Origin of the sequence: Naumannella halotolerans, assembly GCF_004364645.1 — a bacterium.
In the GTDB taxonomy this organism is placed as follows: domain Bacteria; phylum Actinomycetota; class Actinomycetes; order Propionibacteriales; family Propionibacteriaceae; genus Naumannella; species Naumannella halotolerans.
The window spans coordinates 1,794,416-1,816,786 of record NZ_SOAW01000001.1 but is presented as its reverse complement, the minus strand read 5'-3'; the positions used below and the strand labels follow the sequence as shown (position 1 = coordinate 1,816,786).

Sequence of the window (22,371 nt, the reverse complement as noted above, 5' to 3'; positions counted from 1 at the left end):
CAGGCCCGTCGGGATCCAGTGATCCCGGCGGGCCCTCGCGTTCTGTCTCCGAGATGATCTCGGCGGCGCGCGCTGATACGGGGCGGAGCGAGGTGGTCAGTCGGTGTCTCCGCCGGTGCCCCAGGTGCCGATCCGGTTGATCACCACACCGGATCGCCACCGGCCCGGGCCCATCCCGCCGCCGCGGGCGACACGGATGCGTGCGATCCAGCGGGCGCTCGCCGGCTCGGCCGGCTCGTCGAGATCGCGTCAGATCGATCCGGAAGCCGCGTCGGCCAGCAACTCGGCCAACGAGATCGCCTTCCGGCCGGCGAGCTGATCGGCCTGCAGCCGGCAGGAGAATCCGTCGGCGAGCACGATCGCGTCCGGATCGGCGTCGAGCGCCGGCAACAGATCGTGTTCGGCGACCTTCACCGAGACCTCGTAGTGTCCGGCCTCGACACCGAAGTTCCCGGCCAGGCCGCAACAACCGCCCAGAGTGGTCACCTCGGCGCCGGTGCGCTTCAGCAACTCCGCATCCGGGCCGAACCCGATCACTGCCGCGTGGTGGCAGTGCGGCTGCGCGATGATCCGGCGGCCGCTGAGATCGGGAGGCGAGAACTCCGGGGCGGTACGCAGGAATTCGGCCAGGGTCTTCAACCCGGCGGCGACCTCCGGCACCCGCGGATCGTCGGGCAACAGTTCCTCGGCGTCGGAGCGCCAGACCGCCAGACATGACGGTTCCAGACCGATCACCGGGGTTCCGTCGGCGATCAGCGGGTGCAGCACGTCCAAGGACTGCCGGAGGTGGTGTCGTGCACCGTCGAGCTGGCCGGTGCTGATCCAGGTGAGGCCGCAACAGGCATTGCGCTGCAGCAATTGCGGTGCGTACCCGGCCGCACTCAGTACCTCCAGAGCGGCCTCCACATTCGGACTGCCGGCGAAGGCGTTGTCGAAGGAGTCCACCCAGATGATCACGGTGCGCCCCGAGGGTGGGCGGTGCCGCCGCAGCCGGGCCTTGGCCGACTTCGGAGCGAACTGGGGCAGCGGTCGGCGTTGATCGACTCCGGCGGTCCATTTCAACAGGTTGCGGAGAACCGGTGCCTTGCCGACACCATTCACCAACGCGGCCAGGCCCGGGACAGTGGTGATCAACCGGGCCCACAGCGGCAACCAGCCCATCGTGTAGTGCGAACGCGGGCGGAGCCGACCGGCGTAGGCCTTGTCCAACACCTGAGCCTTGTAGCTGGCCATATCCGTCCCGGTGGGGCAATCGCGACGACATCCCTTGCAGGACAGGCACAGATCCAGCGCTTCGTGCACCTCAGGTGAACGCCAGCCGTCGGTGATCATCGACCCGTTGATCATCTCCTGCAGGACTCGGGCACGTCCCCGGGTCGAGTCCTTCTCCTGTCCGGTCGCCTGATAGGACGGGCACATCACACCGCCGCTGCCGGTCATGTCGGCGACGCATTTCCCGACGCCGCTGCACCGGTGGACCGCGGCGGCGAACTCGGGCTCGATCAGGGTGAGGGGCGTACCGATGCTCTCCACCGCTCGGATGTCGGCATCGGTCGGGTCGGGATCGACCAGAACACCGGGGTTCAGCAGGTTCGCAGGGTCGAAGATCGACTTCACCTGTGCCATCAGCGACAACGACGCCTCGTTGTACATGATCGGAAGCAGTTCCGAGCGGGCACGCCCGTCACCGTGCTCACCCGACATGGAGCCGCCGTAGCGGGCGGCCAGGGCGGCGGCGTCGAACATGAAGGCGCGATAACGGGCAGAACCGCCGGGACTGGTCAGCGGGAAGTCGATCCGGCAGTGCACACACCCGTCGCCGAAGTGCCCGTACGGCAGACCCTGCAATCCGTGCTCACGCAGCAGTAGATCAAAGTCACGGAGATAGGCGCCGAGTTGCGCGGGGCGAACGGCCGCGTCCTCCCATCCCGGGTAGGCGGGGGCACCGAGGGAGACCTGGGCCAGGCCTGCCCCGTCCTCGCGGATCTTCCACAGGGCACGTGCCTTGGCCGGATCGGTGACCACGACACCGTCGAGGGCGTGACTGTCGGCGAGCACCGCTTCGGCGCGCTCGCGCAGGCGTACCGGGTCGTCGTCGACGAGTTCGATGAACAACCAGCCCTTCCCTTGCGGCAACGGCGGGACCGCACCGGGGCCGTGGTGGTCGATGATCACATCGACGATCCGACTGTCCAGGCCCTCGGCCGCGGTCGGGCGGTACGGCAGCACGGTCGGGATGTCGTCGGCGGCCTCCGGCATGGAGGGGTAGCCCAGCGCGACCATGATCGAATGCGGGGCATCGGCCACCAGGTTGACCGTCGCCTCGGTGAGCACCCCGATGGTGCCCTCGGTGCCGGCCAGGAAACGATGGGCGGCAAAGCCGTTCTCCGGGAGAAGGTGCTCCAGGCTGTAGCCGGAGACCTGTCGATCGAACAGGCCGAAGTTGGTCCGGATCGTCGCCAGATTGGCCTGCACCAGTGCCTGCAGACGGTCGAGCTGGGTCCCACGGGGACCACCCTCGGCGCCGGCTCCCACGCGCAGCAGGTCACCGGTGCCGGTGAGCAGTTTCAGCCCGAGCACATTGCTCGCGGTCTTCCCGTAACCCAGGGCCCGGGGGCCACAGGCGTTGTTGCCGATCATGCCGCCGATGGTGCAGCGGGTGTGGGTCGACGGGTCAGGGCCGAATCGCAGTCCGTAGGGCAGCGCAGCGCGCTGCAGGTCGGCCTGCACCACACCGGGTTCGACCACCGCGGTCCGCTGCTCGGGGTCGAGCTCGATGATCCGGTTCAGGCCGGCGCGGAAGTCGATCACCAGACCGGGACCGACCGCGTTCCCGGCACAGGAGGTGCCGGTCCCCCGAGGTGTGATCGGCAGTTCGTTGTCCAGGGCGATCCGGACGAGTTGTTCGAGTTGTCCTCGGTCGCGGGGTTTGGCCACCGCCCGGGGCGGAATCCGGTACAGCGAGGCGTCGGAGGAGTAGAGAGCGCGGGTCAGCGTCGAGTCGTCCACCAGATCGGACAACCCGGCGAGTTCCAGACCGCGTCGGAACTCGGTCCAGTTCGAGGTCGTCGCGGTGGGGGTGGCGGTCAAGCTGGATCCTGGCGGTTCTCTTCGGTCGCCTCCAGTACGGCTGTGAACGCCCGGCCGATGGCAGCGAAGTCCTCCTCGCCGACCGCCTCCAGGAAGGCATGTCGGACAGCCGCCACATGTCCGGGAGCCGCGGCCGACAACAGTTCGTACCCGGCCTCGGTCAGGTGCGCCCAGACACCGCGGCGGTCGGTCGGGCAGGTGAGCCGTTCGACCAGGCCGGCCCGTTCCATCCGGGCGATGGTGTGGGTCAGCCGGGACCGGGACTGGTGGACGCGGTCGGCCAGTTCCGACATCCGCAGCTGTCGTCCCTCGACCTCCTCCAGGCAGACCAGGATCTCGTACTCACCGAGATCCAGACCGTGCTTGCGCAGGTCAGCATCGAGGTACTCGTCGAGCCGGGCGACCCCGAGCAGATAGGTACGCCAGACACGCTGCTGATCCGGGGTCAACCAGCGAGCAGCGGGCGAGGCTGCCGAAGCCGGTCGTGGTGCTATCGACATGATCTCCACCTTAGCGTCGAGAGCCCGGGCGTCGGGCACGATGAAACAGCCCCCAGAGTAGTAGTTGAAGGTTTCATCACTGGGATCGGACGGCTCACGATCCGAAGTGTGCAATTCTCGAGTGGTCCTCCTTGACCGGGCAGAGGGAGCCGGGGTAACGTAGGCCTTGTAGTTGAAATCTAAATCGTCCCGTGAGTCGCCACGACTCACGACCCAGGAGAGATGCACATGTCCCAGACCACTTCCGAGCAGATCGTCGGCACGTGGGAGATCGACCCGGCCCACTCCGAGGTCGCCTTCGTCGTCCGTCACCTGATGAGCAAGGTGCGCGGCATCTTCACCTCCTTCTCCGGCACCATCCAGACCCCGTCGGACGACCTGACCCAGGCAACGGTCGAGGTCACCATCGACGTCTCCTCGGTCAGCACCAACAACGAACAGCGCGATGGTCACCTGAAGACCGCCGACGTGTTCAACGCCGAGCAGTTCCCGACCATCACCTTCCGTTCGACCGGGATCACCGCCAAGGGTGGTGACGCCTACACCATCACCGGCGACCTCACCATCACCGGTGTGACCAAGTCGGTCGACCTGGAGGCGGAGTTCTTCGGTGTCGACGTCGATGCCTACGGTGTCACCCGCCTGGGTGCCGAGGCTCGTACCCAGATCGTCCGCAAGGAGTTCGGAGTCAACTTCAACATCCCGCTCGACGGCGGTCGTGCGCTGATCGGCGACAAGGTCGACATCGAGTTGAGCGTCGAGGCCACCAAGTCCTGATCGCGTCGTCCGGCAGGCCCGATGGCCTGTCCGACGAACCGTCCGAAGGCGGTCACCCGCGCAGCGGGTGGCCGCCTTCGGCGTTCTGCCGGGGACGCGAATTCGAGCCCGGGATCGAGCACCATTCGTCGTCGATCCCAGGTGGGCGATCCAGGGGCGGATTCAGAACGGGGCTACTCCGCGGTAGGCTTCCGCGAGGGGACAAGGAGGACCTGATGACCGAAGCGCCCGTGCACACCGGGAACAATCCGGGACTGGCTGACGAGTTGACCGACCGAGCGGCGTCGATGGCCCAGATGTTCGTCGACCAGGGGGTCAAATCCGCCGATCGTGAGGCATTCCGGTATCGCGGAGCCGATCAGCAATGGATGACCCTGACCTGGCGCGAGACCCAGACCCAGGTCTTCGAACTCGCCGCCGGTCTGATCTCCCTCGGACTGCAGCCCGAGCAGCGGGTCTCCATCGCCGCCACCACCCGGATGGAGTGGATCCTGGCCGACCTGGCCATCATGTGTGCCGGTGGAGCGGTCACCACGGTCTACCCGACCACCCAGCACGACGACGTTGCCTACATCATGGACGATGCCGGCGTCAGCATCGCGATCGTCGAGGACGCCGAGCAGCTGGAGAAGGTACGCGAACATCCCGAGCTCTACGACCGGCTGACTGCGCTGGTGATCATCAACGGTTCGGCTGCCGATGAGAAGGTCCACAGCTGGGAACAGCTGCGCGGGCTCGGCCGGGAGAAGCTGGCCGACCAGCCCGACCTGATCACCGACATCGTCGCCGGTCTCACCGGGGAGCATCTGGCCACCCTGATCTACACCTCCGGCACCACCGGCCGGCCGAAGGGTGTGGAGATCCCGCACGACTCGTGGTCCTACATCGGTCGCGCGGTGGAGCTCTTCGGGATCCTCGACCCCGACGACGTGCAGTTCCTGTGGCTGCCGCTGTCCCATGTCTTCGGCAAGGCATTGCTGTCGATCCAGTTGCAGATCGGCTTCCGGACCGCGGTGGACGGCCGGATCGAATCCATCGTCGACGGCCTGGCCGAGGTGAAGCCGACCTGGATGGCCGGCGCACCCCGGATCTTCGAGAAGGTCCGGGCGAAGGTGATGATGGGCACCCAGGGCGGGCTGAAGGGCAAGATCGCCCGCTGGGCCTTCTCCGTCGGCCAGCGCACCGCCCCGTACCGCCTTGCGGGCAAGCCGATCCCCAAGGGGCTGGCCCGGCAGGAGAAGCTCGCCGACAAGCTGGTGTTCTCCAAACTTCGCGACCGTCTCGGCGGCAACATGCGTTTCATGGTCTCGGGCTCGGCGAAGCTTTCCAAGCAGGTGCAGGACTGGTTCTACGCGGCCGGACTGTTGATCATCGAGGGGTACGGGTTGACCGAGACCTCTGCGGTGAGCTTCGTCAACGACCCGCGGGCCACCCGGTTCGGCACCGTCGGTCCGCCGATGCCGGGTATGGCGGTGAAGATCGCCGACGACGGTGAGGTGCTGCTCAGCGGTCCGGGCGTTGCGCGCGGGTATCACAACAAGCCGGAGGAGACCGCGGAGTCCTTCGTCGACGGTTGGTTCCACACCGGCGACATCGGCGAACTCGATGATCACGGCTATCTGCGGATCACCGATCGCAAGAAGGACCTGATGAAGACCTCCGGCGGCAAGTACGTCGCCCCGCAGAAGGTCGAGGGCACGGTGGTCGCCAACTGTCCGTACGCCTCTCAGGTGGTCATCTACGGTGACGGCCGCAAGTTCATCACCGCCCTGATCGCACTGGACCCGGAGGCGATCACCGCCTGGGCCGAGGAGAACGGTCTGTCGGGCAAGTCGGTCGAGGAGTTGGTGGACGAGCCCAAGGTTCGCGAACTGATCAAGGGTTATGTCGATCAGGCGAACACCCGTTTGGAACGTTGGGAGACGGTGAAGGATTTCGTGATCCTCGGCTCTGAACTCTCGGTCGAGGCCGGCGAGGTGACGCCGAGCATGAAGATCCGCCGAAAGGCCGTCGTCCGGCGCTACCAGGACCAGCTCGACGATCTGTATCCCGAGGACTGAGGACGTTCGGCCCACTCGGCCCGAACGAGAAGGAGAACACGTCGTTGCCCCGCTTCGCGGTGGAGGTCCCCCTGCGTTGGGGTGACCTCGACGCCTACGGTCATGTCAACAACGGTGCCTACGTGGACTGTCTGCAGGAGGCCCGGGTGGCGTTGCTGCTTCGCGGTCCCGACGGCACCGGCCCGGTGAGCGAACTGCTCGGGGGCGGTGTGATCGTCGCCGAGCACCAGGTGGAACACCGGTACTCGATCACCGACACCTCGGCTCCGGTGGAGGCCGAGTTGTGGGTGGAGCAGCTCGGGGCAGCGCGGTTCTCCCTCGGGTACGTGCTCCGCAGCGGTGGTCGGGAGGCGCTGGTCGCCCGTACCGTGGCCTGTCCCTACGACTTCACCGCCGGTCGGGTCCGTCGGCTGACCGGGACCGAGCGCGACTTCTTCGCCTCCGTGCGCGAAGAGGTACGGGCCGACCTGCGAACGCTGCCGAAGGTCTCGGTCGAGAAGGCATCGGAGGTGGCCGAGTGGCCGTTGTCGGTACGGTGGTCGGACCTGGACTCCTACGGACATGTGAACAACGTCCGTTTCTTCGACTACCTGCAGGAGGCGAGGGTCAGGTTCCTCGATGATCATCTCCTGCTCATCGACGCCCATTGGGTGGTGGCGCGCCAGGACGTGAAGTACGTCGACCAGATCACCCATCGGCTGCAGCCGTACCGCGTGAGGACCACGGTGGCCGAGGTCGGCCGGAGCTCGGTGCAGCTCGCCGCCGAGATCGACGATCCGGACACGGGCCGGGTGTTCGCCACCGCCAACACCGTCCTGGTGGCGGTCGATCCCGAAGGCAGACCGGTCCCGATCAACCCCAGTTGATCAAACCCAGTTGATCAAACCCAGTTGATCAAACCCCCGTCGATCAACGGGGGCTGGATCAGCGGCGGATGATCGTCGCAGGGGATTCCCGGTTCAGCCGACCGACAGCCAGACCGCCTCGTCGGCTCCGAGGACGCCGCTGTCCGGGTCGCCGGAATGCAGCAGCACGGTGGCGCCGGGGGAGAGGGACTCCAGGGACACCGATTCGGTGCCGAAGTTGATCACACAACGGAATCCCGGCGTCCGGCTGAACGACAGCAGATCGCGGTTGTCCAGTTCGTCCCAGGTCAGATCCCCGTCACCGAGGGCGGGATTGCGGTGCCGTTCGGCCAGTGCCGCGCGGTACAACTGCAGGTGGCTACGTGGTGCCCGCTCCTGGGCAGCGACGGTGTACTCGGCCCAGTCGTCGGGTTGGGGCAGCCAGGGCTGTTCGGATCCGGAGTTGAAACCGTAGGGGGCGCTGGTACCCGACCAGGGAAGGGGGACCCGGCAACCGTCGCGGCCCTTCTGGGTATGGCCCGAACGTTCCCAGATCGGGTCTTGCAACACCTCGATCGGCAGGTCCTCCACCTCGGGCAGGCCCAATTCATCGCCCTGGTAGATGTAGGCCCCGCCGGGCAGGGCGAGCTCCAGCAGTGCGGCGGCGCGGGCGCGCCGACGACCCAATGCGATGTCGGTCGGTTCGTCGTTCGTGATCATGTTCGGCTGGCCGTTGTCGCTGGTGATCACACCACCCGGGCCGAAGGACGAACCGGTGGTCGCCTTGCCGTACCGGGTCGCGACCCGCTGGTTGTCGTGGTTGGACAGCACCCAGGTGCACGGAGCACCGACCGCGGCGTGGGCGGCGATGGTGGCGTCGATGACATTGCGCTGGGTCTGCGCGGTCCACTCGGCCAACAGGGCGTCGAAGTTGAAGGTGGTGTGCAACCGCCCCGGTTCCACGTAGCGGACCAGGCGTTCGGACGGGGTCAGGTAGGCCTCGGAGACGAACACCCGGGCACCGAGCGGGTCATCGGCATAGCTGTCGGCCACCGCGCGCCAGCGTCGGTGGATCCCGTCCACTCCGGTGTGATCCCAGATCGGGGAGCCGACGAACTTGTCGACGGTCGGTTCGCCGGTCCGGGGATCGATCGGTACGTCGGGCAGGGCCAGGTCCTTGGCCATCGAGTCGGCCACGTCGATCCGGAAGCCGTCCACACCCAGGTCGAACCAGAACCGCAGGATCGAGTCGAATTCCTCGGCCACCGCCGGGTTGCTCCAGTCCCAGTCCGGCTGGGAGACGTCGAACATGTGCAGATACCACTGCCCCGGGGAGCCATCCGGATTCGTCGTCCGCCGCCAGGCCGAGCCGCCGAAGACCGCCGGCCAGTTCGACGGCGGCTCGTCACCGTCGGGACCGCGACCGTCGCGGAAGATGTAGAGGCCGCGCTCCGGGGCGGCTGGATCGGCGATCGCCCGGGCGAACCACGGGTGGTCCCAGGAGGAGTGGTTGGGCACCAGGTCGATCAGCATCCGGATGCCGAGCCGGTGGGCGGAGTCGATCAACTCGCGGGCATCGTCGAGGGTGCCGAAGTCGGGATTGATGTCCCGGTAGTCGGCCACGTCGTACCCGCCGTCGAGCAGCGGGGAGGGATACCACGGGCTGATCCACAAGGCATCGACACCCAACTCCGCCAGGTACGGCAGGTGCTGGATGATGCCGCGCAGGTCACCGGTGCCGTCGCCATCGGCATCGGCGAAGGAGCGCGGATAGATCTGGTAGACGACGGCGCTGCGCCACCAGTCGGCATCGCCGAGCGAACGGGTCACGGGTGCGGAATCTGGAATCGCCACGGCTTCACTGTGCCCTGCCGAGGGGTAGGCGGACAATTCGCGCCCGCACCGGGTGGCACTGCGGTCCGGTTTCGACTACGGTCTGTCTCGAAATGAAAACCATTATCGATAGGGGGCCCCATGAGTCCTTCCCGACACCCCAGGATCACCGCAGCGGCCGGCGTGCTGCTCGGTGCTGCCCTGGTCAGTGGATGCGCCGGAACCCCCGCCGAACCGGGCGAGGCCGAACAACGACCCAGTGCCCCGGTCGAGGTGACCGGCACCCGGATCACCGTCACCTACGACGGTGGTCTGCTCGTGCTCGACCCCGACAGCCTGCAACCGGTGGCCGACATCGCCCTGCCCGGATTCCTCCGCCTGAACCCGGTCGGTGACGCCCAGCACCTGTTCGTCTCCACCGCCGAAGGGTTCCAGGTCCTCGACACCGGGGTGGAGGTCAAGGGCCACGGTGATCACAACCACTACTACGCCGGGGATGCACAGCTCACCGATCAGGTGTTCACCGCACCCGAGCCCGGTCATGTGGTCCGCCATGCCGACAAGGTCGCCCTGTTCAGCGACGGCGCCGGAACCGTCCAGGTCCTGGACCCGCACGATGTGATGGAACCGCCGGCAGCACCGGTCTGGACGGCTCCGCAGCCACATCATGGGGTTGCCGTACCACTGGCCGACGGCGGACTGTTCGTCAGCGTGGGGGACTCAGAAGGGCGCAGCGGAGCGGCGATCGTCGATGCGCAGGGCAATCAACTGGCCGCCAATGACCAGTGCCCGGATCTGCACGGTGAGGCGACGTCCGGCAACGGCACGGTGCTGGCCGGCTGCACCGACGGAGTACTGCTGTGGAAGGACGGTGAGTTCAGCAAGATCGACAGCCCCGACAGTTACGGCCGGATCGGCAACCAGGCCGGGTCGGAGGAGTCCGAGGTGATCCTCGGCGACTACAAGACCGATCCCGATGCCGAGCTCGAGGAACCCACCCGGATCAGCCTGGTCGACACCGAGTCCGAGGAACTGCAACTGGTGGAACTGGGTACCAGCTACTCGTTCCGTTCCCTGGGGCGTGGTCCTGACGGAGAGGCACTGGTGTTGGGCACCGACGGTTCCCTGCACGTGATCGACCCCGATTCGGGCGAGGTCACCGAGCGGATCGCGGTGACCGCACCTTGGAGCGAACCCACCGACTGGCAGCAGCCGCGACCGACGCTGATGGTGGACGAGGACATCGCCTATGTCACCGAACCGAGCACCTCGACCATCCACGTGGTCTACCTGCCGCAGAACAAGGTCGTCGATTCGGTCGAGCTGCCGCAGGTGCCGAACGAGATCAGCGGCGTGGGTGAGGTGCATGCGCACTGACCCGGGGCGGGGGGTGCGTCGGTCAGATCAGGCTGGTGCGTCCCTCGCCCGGGCCGAGGTCATCGGCGGCATTGACCATCGCGTGGGCTGCTCGCCACAGGTAGTCCCAGAGTTCCTGCGCATCGTCGTCGGCCAGTCCCAGCGACAGCACGGCATTGCGCATGTGCAGCAGCCAACGGTCGCGCATGTCGGGGGTGATGGTGAACGGGGCGTGGCGCATCCGTAGCCGCGGATGTCCCTTCAACTGCGAATAGGTGGTCGGACCACCCCAGTACTGCTCCAGGAACATCCGTAGCCGATCCTCGGCCGGACCGAGGTCCTCCTCGGGATACATCTCCCGCAACGGCGGATCACCGGCCACCCCCTTGTAGAACTCGGAGGTCAGCTTGTCGAAGGTCGGGTGCCCGCCGATGCGTTCGAAGAAGCTCTGCGTCACCGGGTGATCGGTGGAAGGGGAGTTCGTCATGACATGACCAGCCTACGCGTTGTCGTACCGTCCGGCCGATCCGCTGTCGGCGCCCCACAGGCCGGGTTCATTGCGCAGCGAGCAGGCACTGGGCCTCGAGGGCACTGACCGTGCGTTCGTCGGCCGGTACGACCGCGTGCCGCCCCTCGGCGAGGCGTTGCAGACTGTCCGGATCGGCCCAGGACAGCAACTGCGGTGTCATGCAGTCGGCGACCCTGGCGGCACCGACCTCGGTGAGGCCGAGATCGGTCATGATCGTGGTCACGCCGCTGTGCAGTTCGGTGTCGGCGGGAATCGCGGGGGAGCAACCACCCAGCAGCAGCACCGCAACAGCGGTGCCGCCCAGCAGGCCGATCGGTCGGCGGTAGGGGAGGTTCATGCGGATCCGTGTTCGTCGACGCAGGCCAGGACGGCGCTGCGCAGGGGACCGATTGCATCGCCGGGCAGCTCACTGTCGGCGATCTCGCGGAGTCTGTCGGCATCCAGCTCGTCGTAGAGCTCATCGACGACGCAGTCGTAGTAGGGCTCCAGTCGCCCCTCGGAGTCACCGGCGGCCAGGTTGGCCAGTTCCTGCAGCCCCGCCCGGACCTCGTCGCGGTCGGGTTTGGCCCCGTCGCGCTCTTCCGCCTCAGGACCGGATTCGGCCGATCCGGTGTCGGAATCGGCGGAACCGTCGTCGCCCTGATCGTCGTTGCCCGAATCCCCGGTGCCCGAATCCCCGGTGCCCGCATCGGCCGGATCGTCCGCATCGGCCGGACCGTCCGCATCGGACTCCGGCTGGTCGCCGGCATCGCTGCTCGGGGAAGGCTCGGGTGCCGGGTCCTGGGTCGATTGCGGCGCCTCGGTGGTCGCCGGACTGTCCGGCACAGCGCTACTGGGGGAGGGGAGATCCACCGGTCCGGCCTCGGTCGTCCCGCAACCACCGCTCAACCCCATGATGCCGATCGCACAGGCCACCACGCAGCCTCGCAGGATCGACAGGTTTGACACGACCGACAGGGTAGTCGGCGGATCAAAGTGGCCGGGCCCCGTTCGGCGCCGGCACTGTTGTCCGGAGTCGGCGTGCGGGCAGTGCTCCTGGCCCGACGGCCGACTCGCACAGGGTCAGATCTCCCCGTCCGCGGGACCCCGCTGCTGTTCGTCCGCGGGCTCGACCAACCGGACCGGCAACACCTGCTGGTCGGTCGGCACCGGGCGAGCGGTCCCGCCCTGGGAGAAGTTGCCCACCCGGGTCACCTCACCGTTGCGGACGTACCAGACGTTGCCGTTGTCATCGCGCACGGTGGTGGTACGCAGCCCCACGCGTTCGACCGTTCCCGACGCCTCCTCGAGGTCGACGTAGTCACCGACCCCGAGCTGGTCCTCGATCAACATGCTGACACCGGCCACCAGGTCCTTGATCACGTTCTGCATACCGAAGGCGACGGTGGCGGCGACGATCGTCGTACCGGTCAACAACCCGGTGATGTTGAATCCCAACTCGGCCAGGATGATCGAGGCGAAGATCACGAAGACCAGGACACTGGTCACCGACCGGACCATCGACCCCAGTGCCTTCAACCGCTGCGCACGCCGTACGTCGGGCTTCGAGCCGAGCGACAGGTACGGCCGGCTGTCGGCGGCGCGGCGGAAGGCGCTGGTGATCATCCGGGCCAGCACACCGCGTACCACCAGGGCCAGGACGATCAGGATCAGGATCCGGAACGGGACCGACTGCAGTACCTCCACGACCTGGGTGGGAATCCAGTCCAGCATGGGCGCTCCTCAGCTGCGTCGGTAGGTGATCCGGCCCGACCAGACCGTCAGCTGGACCGGGTCCGGCAGATCCCGGCCGTGCCACGGGTTGTTCCGCGACAACGACAGTGAATCACCGGCATCCACCCTCGCCCGGGCACCGGGATCGATCAGGGTCAGGTTGCCAGGTGACCCTTCGACCAGGGGCTGCCCCTGGTCGGAGAGGCCGAGGATCCTGGCCGGGGCTGCACTCATCACCTCGACTAGCCGGAACCAGTCGATCAACCCGGAATCGATCATGGTCTCGATCACCACCCCGAGCGCGGTCTCCAGGCCGAGCATGCCGAACGCGGCATCGGCGAAGGCATGTTCCTTGTCCTGTCGCGCATGCGGTGCATGGTCGGTGCCGACCGCGTCGATGGTGCCGTCGACCAGTGCCTGGCGCAGGGCCTGCACATCCTCGGCCGGCCGCAGCGGCGGATTCACCTTGTAGGTGGGGTCGTAACCGAGCACCTCGTCGGTGGTCAGCAGCAGGTGGTGCGGGGTGACCTCGGCGCTCACCCTGATCCCGCGTTGTTTGGCCCACCGGAGGACCTCGACGCTCTCGGCGGTGCTGACATGGCAGACGTGCAACCGGGATCCGGTGAGCTCGGCGAGTTGTACGTCCCGGGCGACGATCACCGACTCCGCAACGGCCGGCCATCCCCCCAGTCCGAGCCGGCCCGAGATCTCACCCTCGTGACAACAGGCTCCCGGTCCGGCCAGTCGTGGATCCTGGGCGTGCTGGGCGATCACACCGTCGAAGGCGCGGACATACTCCAACGCACGTCGCATCAGCAGCGGGTCGGCGACGCATCGACCGTCGTCGGAGAACATCCGCACCCCGGCCCGACTGCGCGCCATCAACCCCAGTTCGGCCAGTTCCTCCCCGGCCAGGCCCTTGGAGACCGCGCCCACCGGCTGCACCTTCGCCGCACCCTCGCGGATCGCGGTGTCGTGGACGAACTCGGCCGCCTCGGCGGTGTCGGTGACCGGCTGGGTGTTGGCCATCGCCGCCACCGCGGTGAAACCGCCACGGGCGGCCGCAGCCGTACCGGTGGCGATCGTCTCGGTGTCCTCCCGGCCGGGTTCGCGCAGATGGGTGTGCGGATCGACCAGCCCGGGCAGGGCCAGCAGACCGGTGGCATCGACCCGCTCGACATCGGCCGGCGCCCGGTCCGGATCGACGAATGCACCGTCGATGATCAACAGATCCCCGCCGGAACCGTCGACGAACTCGACGCCGGTGATCAACAGCGGTCGCTGTGATGTGCTCACTGGTCCTCCTCCCCACCCAACAGGTGGTACAGCACGCTCATCCTCACCGCGACCCCGGCGGCGACCTGTTCCAGGACCAGGGAGGAGGCGGCGTCGGCGGCATCGGCGCTGATCTCCAGGCCGCGGTTCATCGGACCCGGGTGGCAGATCGCAGCGCCGGGCTTCAGCTTCGCGAGCCGATCCCTGGTCAATCCGTACCCGACGGTGTATTCCCGCGGGGTGGGGAAGTAGCCACCGGACATCCGTTCGCGTTGCACCCGCAACATCATCGCCACATCGACCTCGCCCAGCACCTCGTCCAGATCGGTGGACAGGCTGACCGGCCAGGTCCCGACGCCGCTGGGCATCAGCGTGGGCGGGGCGACCAGGACGATCTCGGCGCCCAGGGTACGGAGCAGCGAGACCCCCGAGCGGGCCACCCGGGAGTGGGTGAGATCGCCGACGATCGCAATCTTCTTCCCCGCGATCTCGGCCTCGGGGTCGCTGCGTCGCAGGTGCCGACGGATCGCGAAGGCGTCCAGCAGTGCCTGGGTCGGGTGTTCATGGGTACCGTCGCCGGCGTTGAGCACCGGGATCTGGGTCCAGGCGGCTGCCTGTGCCGGCGCACCCGAGGCGGAGTGGCGGATCACCATGGCGTCCACCCCCATGGCGGCGATGGTCAGCACGGTGTCCCGCAGGGATTCACCCTTGGACACACTCGAACCCTTCGCCGAGACGTTGATCACGTCGGCCGACAGCCACTTGCCGGCCAGTTCGAAGGAGGAGCGGGTACGGGTGGAGTCCTCGAAGAAGAGGTTCACCACGGTCCGGCCACGCAGTGCGGGCAGCTTCTTGATCGGCCGCGCCTGCACCTCCGACATCTCCTCGGCCAGGTCCAGGATGGAGAACACCTCCTCGGCGCTCAGATCCGCCGCCGACAACAGGTTCCTCACAGGCGTTCACCCTCCTTGCGCGGTTCGGGCTCTATCGTCACCTCGGTGGCCGGGTCGGTCTCGGCGAAACGCACACGAACCCGTTCCTCGGCTGCCGTCGGCAGATTCTTGCCCACATGATCGGCACGGATCGGCAGCTGCCGGTGCCCGCGGTCGACCAGCACCGCCAACCGGATCGCCCGTGGCCGGCCCAGGTCCTTCAGCGCATCCAGTGCCGCGGCGACACTGCGGCCCGAGAACAGCACGTCGTCGACCAGCACCACGGTGGCGTCGTCGATGCTGTTCGGGATGCTGGTCCGCCCGACACTGCGGGTCGGTTGCCGGCGCAGATCGTCGCGGTACATCGTGATGTCGAGCTGACCGAGCGGGGGTGGGGTGCCTTCGACGGCGCCGATCGCGCCGGCCAGCCGTTCGGCCAGTGGTACTCCTCGGGTCGGGATGCCCAGCAGCACCAGGTTCTCGGCGCCGCGGTTGGCCTCCAGGATCTCGTGCGCCATCCGGGTGACCGTCCGGCCGATCTCCTCGCTGTCGAGCACCACCCGGGCCCGGGAATCGGATGCCTCGGTACCGGTGTCCCCACCGTCACCGGTGGGCTGCGGTGCAGGATCGGTGGTCACGTGCGGTCTCCGTCTCTCCTCGGCCACTGGGGCCCGGTCGACCACACCCTGCCGCAGCGGGCGGTCGACGATCGGGTCGGCCACACATGCTACGGGTGGGCGCGCGTCGGGGGCGCGGCTGCACTAGCCTAGGGGCCGTGAGCGGAATCTTCAGCATCTCCATCGTGCCCCTTGAGACGTTGCCCGGTTGGCCGGCGGCAGATCAGCTGTCCGGTCTGCAACTCCTGCTCGGGATCATCGGCATTCCGGTCGGGCTGGCGCTGCTGCTGGCCCTGCTGGTCTACGCCCCCGCCCTGGCCAAGCGCGGTGATGACAAGAGCTTCGCCCGCAAGCCGTTGTGGCTGGGTGCGGTGTACTCACCGGGGCTGGCGCATCTGAATCGGACCGTTCCCGCCCACGGCGCCGGAGCCCCCGCCACCCGGCAGTCCTGGTCCTACCTGGAGGAGCCCGGCGCCAGTTTCAACTCCGCCGAGATCGAGGCGTTCAAGAGCGCACTGGTCGAGGCCGAGGACCGCTCCGGGATGCGTTTCTGCCTGTTCGTCGGCGGCCCGGACGGTGACCCGAAGGAGTTCGCGAAGAAGGTGATCTCCGGCCAGCGTGAACCCGCCTCCAGTGTGGTCCTGGTGGTCGATCCTGATTCGCTGGCGGTGGAGGTCGCCACCGGGACCGAGGCCGCGCGGCGGATCAGCGATGCCGAGTGTGCCCGAGCCGCGTCGACGATTCAGCAGGAGGTCGCCCTCGGCAAGACGGCCGACGGCATCCTGGCCGGTCTGAATCTGCTCGGGCGTGCCGGGCGGGACCTGCCGAACCGTCGCCGCAGCTCCGAGTTCGCGCTCGAGCACTGACTTCTCAGCCGGCACGCTTCTCGTGGGCGATCAGTGCCTGTTTGACCTGCAGACCGTAGCGGAATCCGCCCAGCGAGCCGTCGCTGCGCAGCACCCGGTGACAGGGCACGAACAGGGCTGCAGCGTTCCGGGCACAGGCGGTGGCCGCTGCCCGTACCGCCCGCGGGTTGCCTGACCTGGCGGCGAACTCGGTGTAGGTGATCGTGCCGCGTACCGTCCGCAGGACCTGCCAGGCGTGGCCGATGAACGCCCCTCCGCGTTGTTCCACTGCGATCGCATCGAGTGAGTCGGCCGCACCGTCGGCCCAGCCGCCGACCGCCTCGGTGACCGCCGGGTGGGATCGCCGGCTCACCTGTTCGGGGCGCAGATCCGGATGGACCAGCGCCTGCAGCGTCTTTGCCTCTGCCCAGCCACTGGCAATGATCACCGGTGCGCCCCCGCGGTCGCGCCACAGGTAGGTCAACTCGCCGCCGACGGTCGAGATGGTGGCGGTGAAGGCGGGGGATCGGTCGGTCATCAGCAGGCTCCATTCCACAGATGGACCGTGGCGTAGCTGCGCCACGGTGCCAGGTACGAGGTGTCGTCGGTCAGGTCGTGGCGCTGCAGCTGGCGGGCGATGATCAGGTCGGAGGACAACAACACATCGGGATCGCCGAGCCCGCGCAGGGCCGTGTAACCGGTGGTCCAGGGCCCGATCCCGCGCAATGACAGCAGCTGTCGGCAGACCTGACGGCTGTCGCTGCCGGGGCTCAGGTCGAGTGCGCCGGTGGCCAGGGCACTCGCCAGTCCGACCAGCGCCCGGCCGCGTGCCCGGGGCATCGCCAATGCCTCCGGGTCCGCCGCGGCGAGCCGCTCGGCACTCGGAAAGAGCATCGTGACCGATCCGTCGACCAGGTTGTCCGGCAACGGTTCGCCGTACTCGGCGACCAGCCGTGAGGTGGCGGTGGTTCCGCCCTGCAGGGAGATCTGCTGACCGAGCAGCGCCCGGATCACCAGTTCGTCGGCAGCCGGGGTGCCCGGGATCCGAAGTCCCGGCCGGGCCCGGACCATGGCCGCCAGACCCCGATGCCGGGCCAGGCTGCGATCGACGGCCTCGGGATCGGCATCGAGGTCACACATCCGTCGTAACCGGGCTACCAACGGTCCGAGATCGGACAGTTCCTGCAGCCGAACCTGGGCCTGCAGGGATTCGCCGTCGTAGTGCAGGGTGAAGGTGGCGGCACCGGCAGGCAGGCGTACCGAACGGGTGAAGCTGACCGTCTCGTCGGTGAACCTCGATGCCTCCAGCCCGGTGACGGTGCGGCGGCCGAAGAACTCCAGCAGGGCCCAGCCGGCGAAGGGTTGGCGCACGGGCAGGCGCAACCGGAGGACCCCGGGGCCGGGCGCCACGCCCTTGCGGGCGGTACGCAACTGGGTCGGGGTGAGGGAGAACACCTCGCGTACCGTCTCGTTGAACTGGCGCACCGAGGAGAACCCGGCGGCGAAGGCGATGTCGGTCATCGGCAGGGCGCTGTTCTCGATCAGCAGCCGGGCGGCATGGGCGCGCTGGGCGCGGGCCAGCACCAGCGGCGGTGCGCCGGTCTCGGCGATCAGGACCCTTTGCAACTGTCGCTCGCTGTACCCCAGCCGACTGGCGAGACCGGCCACCCCTTCCCGGTCGACGGTGCCGTCGGCGATCAACCGCATCGCCCGGCCGGCGACGTCATTGCGCAGATTCCACGCCGGGGAGCCGGGCACCGCATCGGGGTGGCAGCGGCGGCAGGCGCGGAATCCGGCCTGCTGGGCGGCGCCGGCGGCGGCGAACCAGCGGCAGTTGCCCGGTTTCGGGGTACGGGCCGGGCAGGACGGGCGACAGTAGATGCCGGTGGAGGTGACGCCGACGTAGATCCAACCGTCGAACCGGGGGTCGCGACCGCTCAGCGCCCGGTAGCAGGTCGCCTCATCGGGCAACTGCCCGGCACCGCCGGCGGGCGGTGCGGTGATCGGGCCGGTGCTGGTCATGGCTCCAGCATGACACTGCCGAGCGAGCGGCTCTGGCGGAAATCGGACATGGCGACCCGAGGACGCCGATCCGTTCAGCCGGCCCGGTGGACGGCGAAGTTCCAGGCGTCGGTGCGCAACTCGGAGACCACCGCAGCAGCCGAGGTCTCGGCGGCGATGATCCGTCCGAGCAGCGGCAACCAGGTCCATTCCGCAGCCCAGTGGGAGACATCGAGCAGTGCCGGGGCATCGGCGGCCTCGCGGAACTCACTGGCGGGGTGGTGACGCAGATCGGAGGTCAGATAGGCATCGACACCGGCGGCTGCCGCGGTGGACAGCTCGGAGTCACCCGCCCCGCCCAGCAGGGCAACGGTGCCGATCAGGGCATCGGGGTCACCGCTGACGCGTACCCCGGAGACGGTGGCGGGTAGCGCATCGGCGACCCGGGCGGCGAAATCGGCCAACCGCATCGGCGGCCGCACGGTGCCGATCCGGCCCAGACCCTCCGCCGACGGTTCGGGCGGCAACTCGATCACATGCCAGGCCGGTTCCTCATAGGGATGGGCCCGCCGCAGCGCCGCGACCACGTGATCGCGCCGCGTGCGAGGCATGATCATCTCCACCCGGGTCTCGGCCACCTGCTCGATCTCACCGGGTGTGCCCAGGTACGGATTCGCCCCGGCCCCGGGCCGGAAGCTGCCGGTGCCGTCGCTGGCGAAGTAGCAGCGGTCGTAGTCACCGATCGCGCCCGCACCCGCCTCGGACAGGGCATCGACGAGCTCGGTCAGGTGATCGGTCGGCACCTGGACGACGAGTTGATCACGAGCTGGTTGGCGCTGTCGCTGGACCAACGGACGAAGATCGATCAGGCCGATCGCCTCGGCCATCGCCTGGGAGACGCCGTCGGCGGCGATGTCGGCATTCGTGTGGGCACAGACCAAGGCGATGCCGGAACTGATCAACTCGGTCAGGATCCGTCCCTTCGGTGTCTGCGGATCGACCGAATGGATTCCCTTCAACAGCAAGGGGTGGTGCGCGATGATCATCTGCGCACCGACCTGCTGCGCCTGGCGTACCACCTCCCAGGTGACGTCGACACTGAGCAGGACCTTGTCCACTGTCGCCTCGCGGTCGCCGCAGACCAGACCGACCCGATCCCAGGACTCGGCAGTGCTCGGCGGCCAGTGCCGGTGCACCAGCTCGGTCAGCTCGCCCACGGTGCCGGCCATGATCAACCGGCCGTGGGGGTGGAGTTGAACTCCCGACAGCGCTGGGTCCGGGCGACGTCGTCGAGCTGCTCGGTGAACACCCGTCGTACAGTGTCGCTCGGTGAGGTCTCGGCGAGCCATGCCTCGGCCCGGCCGAGGAACGCATCATCGGCAGCCGCCGCCGGGAACAGGTACTCCAGCACATTCTGCGCTGCCTGCGAACCGCGATCGTTCCAGGAACCGCCCTCGGAGATCTCCTTCGCCACGTCCAGGTAGCGGCCCAGGTAGGGCGCCAGCAGCTCGGTCTGCCCCGGCTGGTTGAACGCGGTGCAGATCTGCCGGTGCGTCTCGTTCGGCACCGAGGGATCGGCGGTCGCAGTCTGCCAGGCCCATTCCTTGGCCTCGGCGGTGTTTCCCGCTGCCCGGGCCGCAGCCGCCCGCTCCGAACCGGTGATCGTGTTGTCGGTCTCGGCCTCGTTCTCGATCACCGCCAGGTCGGCACCCCCGAGACGGGAGAGCTGAGTGATCAGGTGCCAGCGGAAGTCCTGGTCGATGGTCAGCCCCTGCGGGACCTCCTCACCGGCCAGCCAGCCCTGCAGCAGGTCGATCCCGGCGGCGTTGCTCACCGCGCTGGCCAGGGAGCGGGCGAAGACCAACTGGTGGTCCGATCCCGGGGCGGCATCCTTCAACAGACCGACCAATCCGGCGACCAGGGCATTGCCCGGTGCCGGATCGGTGGCATAGCGGCGCACCGCGAGCAAGGCCTGGCCCAGGGTGCGCTGGACCGCGGTCAGATCCGATTCGCTGCCCACACTGCCGACCACCAGATCGACGTATCCGGCCACCGAGAACTCGGCATCGCGGCACATGTCCCAGGCTGCGGCCATGACGACCACCCGAGCCAGTTCGGAATCGAGTTCGGGCAGGTGCTCGATCACCGTCTGCAGGGAACGGTCGTCCAGCCGTACCTTGGCGTAGGTGCGGTCGCCGTCGTTCAACAGGACCAGGTCCGGTTGGCTGAGCCCGACCAGTTCGGGGACCTCGGTGCGCTCGCCGTCGACGTCGGTGTCGATCAGCTGGGTACGGGTCAGCTTCCCGTCGGTCAACCGGTACAGGCCGATGCCGATCCGGTGCGGCCGCAGGGTCGGCCACAGCTCGGGGGCTCTCTGCCGGACCGCGAACTCGGTGAAATTGCCCTGGTCGTCGACAGCGAACTCCGCGCGCAGGGTGTTCACCCCGGGTTGTTCGAGCCAGGCCGCCGACCAGCTCCCGAGGTCCCGCCCCGACACCTTCTCCAGTGCCACGAGCAGGTCACCGAGTTCGGTGTTGCCCCATTTGTGCTCGGCGAAGTAGTCCCGGAGCCCGGCCAGGAAGGAATCCTGACCCACGTACTCCACCAGTTGCCGCAACGAGGAGGCGCCCTTGGCGTAGGTGATGCCGTCGAAGTTGAGTTCCACCGCGGCCAGGTCGACCATGTCGGCCGCGATCGGGTGGGTGGTGGGAAGTTGATCGACCCGATACGCCCAGGTCTTGCGGGCCGAGCCGAAGATCGCCCAGGCATGATCGGGATCATCCATGATCTGCGACTGCGCGAAGTGCGAGGCCCATTCGGCGAACGACTCGTTCAGCCACAGGTCGTCCCACCACTTCATGGTCACCAGATCGCCGAACCACATGTGGGCGAGTTCGTGCAGGATCGTGTTGTCGCGGCTCTCGTAGGCCGCCTCGGTCACCCGGGAGCGGAACAGGTACTCGTCGCGGAAGGTGACACAACCGGCGTTCTCCATCGCGCCCATGTTGTACTCGGGGACGAAGGCCTGGTCGTAGCTGCCGAAGGGGTATTGCTGCCCGAAGTGCTTCTCGAAGACGTCGAATCCGGCGGTCGTGGTGTCCCAGATCCGGTCGGCGTCGAGATGGTCGACCAAGGACTGGCGGGCCACCAGCGACATCGGTACGCGAGTGCCGGCAGCGGTGGTGTGTTCCCGCGTCACCCGGTGGTACTCACCGGCCACCAGCGCGGTGATGTAGGTGGAGATCGGTGCGGTGGTGGCGAAGGTCCACTGGGCGAAGCCGTCACCGATGTCGGCGGGGGAGTCGGCGACGGTGTTGCTGATCACCGTCCAGCCCTGCGGTGCGCGGATGACGAAGTCGAAGGTCGCCTTCAGGTCCGGCTGCTCGAAGTTGGCATACATCCGCCGTGCATCGGCGGTCTCGAACTGGGTGTAGAGGTAGATCTTGCCGTCGGCCGGGTCGACGAAGCGGTGCAGACCCTCCCCGGAACGGCTGTACCGGTGGATGGCCGTCACCTCCAGCCGGTGATCACCTTCGGTCAGGGTGATCGGCAGCCGCGTACCGTCGAATCCGTCGGTCGGGATCGGCTCGCCGTCCAGCCGGGCGCCGAGCAGCCGCTCGGCGATCACGTCGACATGGGTCTGTCCGGCACCGGAGGTGAAGGTGATCGAGGAGCTCGCACCGAAGGTCGACTCCGGCTCGGGCAGTGGGGAGCCGTCGGGGAAGCGTCCGGTGAGGTCGACCGTCACGTGGTAGTGGTGGGTGGAGATCAGTGCTGAGCGGGCCTGGGCCTCGGCTCGCGTGATGTTGGCGTACATGCCCCGGCAACCTTTCTCGGCGACGACACCCGGGCGGTGATCACCTGGCCTTGGGGTCGACCTTGTCCTGATCGTGCGATCTTGTCTGTGATCGGACCGAAACGGCCGATCACTGCGTCAGGGTGCCGCCGCGACGGCTCTCCCTGCCCTCGATTCTGGCCTACTGGACAACCCAAACCCG

Annotated in this window: 19 protein-coding genes; 5 read left to right on the top strand and 14 right to left on the bottom strand. The window is 67.9% G+C overall.

Going from position 1 to position 22,371, the window contains the following annotated elements; genetic code table 11:
- Positions 1-249 precede the first annotated feature (249 nt).
- Complete coding sequence (locus CLV29_RS08410; RefSeq protein ID WP_133754470.1) at positions 250-3,090, bottom strand: FAD-binding and (Fe-S)-binding domain-containing protein; 2,841 nt, start codon at positions 3,088-3,090, stop codon at positions 250-252.
- Positions 3,087-3,590: a MarR family winged helix-turn-helix transcriptional regulator gene (locus CLV29_RS08405; RefSeq protein WP_133754469.1), complete on the bottom strand. Its 504-nt coding sequence runs from the start codon at positions 3,588-3,590 to the stop codon at positions 3,087-3,089. Before CLV29_RS08405 ends, CLV29_RS08410 begins: the two co-directional genes overlap by 4 nt.
- A 228-nt stretch (positions 3,591-3,818) precedes the next feature.
- Between CLV29_RS08405 and CLV29_RS08400 the strand changes: the two genes are divergently transcribed.
- The 3 genes from CLV29_RS08400 (at position 3,819) to CLV29_RS08390 (ending at position 7,293) form a co-directional block, all read left to right on the top strand.
- Positions 3,819-4,367, top strand: coding sequence for a YceI family protein (locus CLV29_RS08400; protein ID WP_133754468.1), 549 nt, complete (start codon positions 3,819-3,821; stop codon positions 4,365-4,367).
- 215 nt (positions 4,368-4,582) lie between these two features.
- Positions 4,583-6,427 carry an AMP-dependent synthetase/ligase gene (locus tag CLV29_RS08395; protein ID WP_133754467.1) on the top strand — a complete coding sequence of 615 codons (1,845 nt, stop codon included), beginning with the start codon at positions 4,583-4,585 and terminating at the stop codon, positions 6,425-6,427.
- Positions 6,428-6,471: 44 nt separating this feature from the next.
- Positions 6,472-7,293, top strand: coding sequence for an acyl-CoA thioesterase (locus CLV29_RS08390; protein ID WP_133754466.1), 822 nt, complete (start codon positions 6,472-6,474; stop codon positions 7,291-7,293).
- 93 nt (positions 7,294-7,386) lie between these two features.
- Here CLV29_RS08390 and CLV29_RS08385 read toward each other — a convergent pair whose 3' ends face one another.
- Positions 7,387-9,102, bottom strand: a complete 1,716-nt coding sequence (locus tag CLV29_RS08385; RefSeq protein ID WP_133754465.1) for a glycoside hydrolase family 13 protein — start codon at positions 9,100-9,102, stop codon at positions 7,387-7,389.
- Between the two features lie 144 nt (positions 9,103-9,246).
- Between CLV29_RS08385 and aztD the strand changes: the two genes are divergently transcribed.
- Positions 9,247-10,482, top strand: coding sequence for a zinc metallochaperone AztD (gene aztD / locus CLV29_RS08380; protein ID WP_133754464.1), 1,236 nt, complete (start codon positions 9,247-9,249; stop codon positions 10,480-10,482).
- A 22-nt stretch (positions 10,483-10,504) separates the two neighbouring features.
- Here the strand turns inward: aztD and CLV29_RS08375 are convergent, their stop codons facing one another.
- From CLV29_RS08375 to pyrR, 7 genes are all read right to left on the bottom strand, one after another.
- Entirely contained in the window at positions 10,505-10,948 is a 444-nt protein-coding gene (locus CLV29_RS08375) for a globin (RefSeq protein WP_133754463.1), read from the bottom strand.
- A gap of 67 nt (positions 10,949-11,015) precedes the next feature.
- Positions 11,016-11,327, bottom strand: a complete 312-nt coding sequence (locus CLV29_RS08370; RefSeq protein ID WP_133754462.1) for a hypothetical protein — start codon at positions 11,325-11,327, stop codon at positions 11,016-11,018.
- Positions 11,324-11,938 carry a hypothetical protein gene (locus tag CLV29_RS08365; RefSeq protein ID WP_133754461.1) on the bottom strand — a complete coding sequence of 205 codons (615 nt, stop codon included), beginning with the start codon at positions 11,936-11,938 and terminating at the stop codon, positions 11,324-11,326. Before CLV29_RS08365 ends, CLV29_RS08370 begins: the two co-directional genes overlap by 4 nt.
- Positions 11,939-12,052: 114 nt before the next feature.
- A complete protein-coding gene (locus CLV29_RS08360) occupies positions 12,053-12,703 on the bottom strand; it encodes a mechanosensitive ion channel family protein (protein ID WP_133754460.1) in 651 nt (216 codons plus the stop codon).
- 9 nt (positions 12,704-12,712) lie between these two features.
- A complete protein-coding gene (locus CLV29_RS08355; RefSeq protein WP_166649179.1) occupies positions 12,713-13,999 on the bottom strand; it encodes a dihydroorotase in 1,287 nt (428 codons plus the stop codon).
- A complete protein-coding gene (locus tag CLV29_RS08350; RefSeq protein ID WP_133754459.1) occupies positions 13,996-14,931 on the bottom strand; it encodes an aspartate carbamoyltransferase catalytic subunit in 936 nt (311 codons plus the stop codon). Before CLV29_RS08350 ends, CLV29_RS08355 begins: the two co-directional genes overlap by 4 nt.
- Positions 14,928-15,548 carry a bifunctional pyr operon transcriptional regulator/uracil phosphoribosyltransferase PyrR gene (pyrR, locus tag CLV29_RS08345; RefSeq protein ID WP_133754458.1) on the bottom strand — a complete coding sequence of 207 codons (621 nt, stop codon included), beginning with the start codon at positions 15,546-15,548 and terminating at the stop codon, positions 14,928-14,930. The genes CLV29_RS08350 and pyrR overlap by 4 nt, the downstream gene beginning before the upstream one ends.
- 137 nt (positions 15,549-15,685) lie before the next feature.
- Between pyrR and CLV29_RS08340 the strand changes: the two genes are divergently transcribed.
- The gene (locus tag CLV29_RS08340) at positions 15,686-16,393 is read left to right on the top strand and encodes a TPM domain-containing protein (protein WP_166649178.1); all 708 of its coding nucleotides are present in this window, start codon (positions 15,686-15,688) and stop codon (positions 16,391-16,393) included.
- A gap of 4 nt (positions 16,394-16,397) precedes the next feature.
- Here the strand turns inward: CLV29_RS08340 and CLV29_RS08335 are convergent, their stop codons facing one another.
- From CLV29_RS08335 to pepN, 4 genes are all read right to left on the bottom strand, one after another.
- Complete coding sequence (locus tag CLV29_RS08335) at positions 16,398-16,910, bottom strand: methylated-DNA--[protein]-cysteine S-methyltransferase (protein WP_133754456.1); 513 nt, start codon at positions 16,908-16,910, stop codon at positions 16,398-16,400.
- Positions 16,910-18,394 (bottom strand): DNA-3-methyladenine glycosylase 2 family protein, encoded by a 1,485-nt coding sequence (locus CLV29_RS08330; protein ID WP_133754455.1) that lies wholly within the window; start codon positions 18,392-18,394, stop codon positions 16,910-16,912. Before CLV29_RS08330 ends, CLV29_RS08335 begins: the two co-directional genes overlap by 1 nt.
- A gap of 74 nt (positions 18,395-18,468) precedes the next feature.
- The gene (locus tag CLV29_RS08325; protein ID WP_166649177.1) at positions 18,469-19,602 is read right to left on the bottom strand and encodes a Nif3-like dinuclear metal center hexameric protein; all 1,134 of its coding nucleotides are present in this window, start codon (positions 19,600-19,602) and stop codon (positions 18,469-18,471) included.
- Between the two features lie 2 nt (positions 19,603-19,604).
- Positions 19,605-22,190: an aminopeptidase N gene (gene pepN, locus CLV29_RS08320; RefSeq protein WP_133754453.1), complete on the bottom strand. Its 2,586-nt coding sequence runs from the start codon at positions 22,188-22,190 to the stop codon at positions 19,605-19,607.
- Between the last annotated feature and the right edge of the window lie 181 nt (positions 22,191-22,371).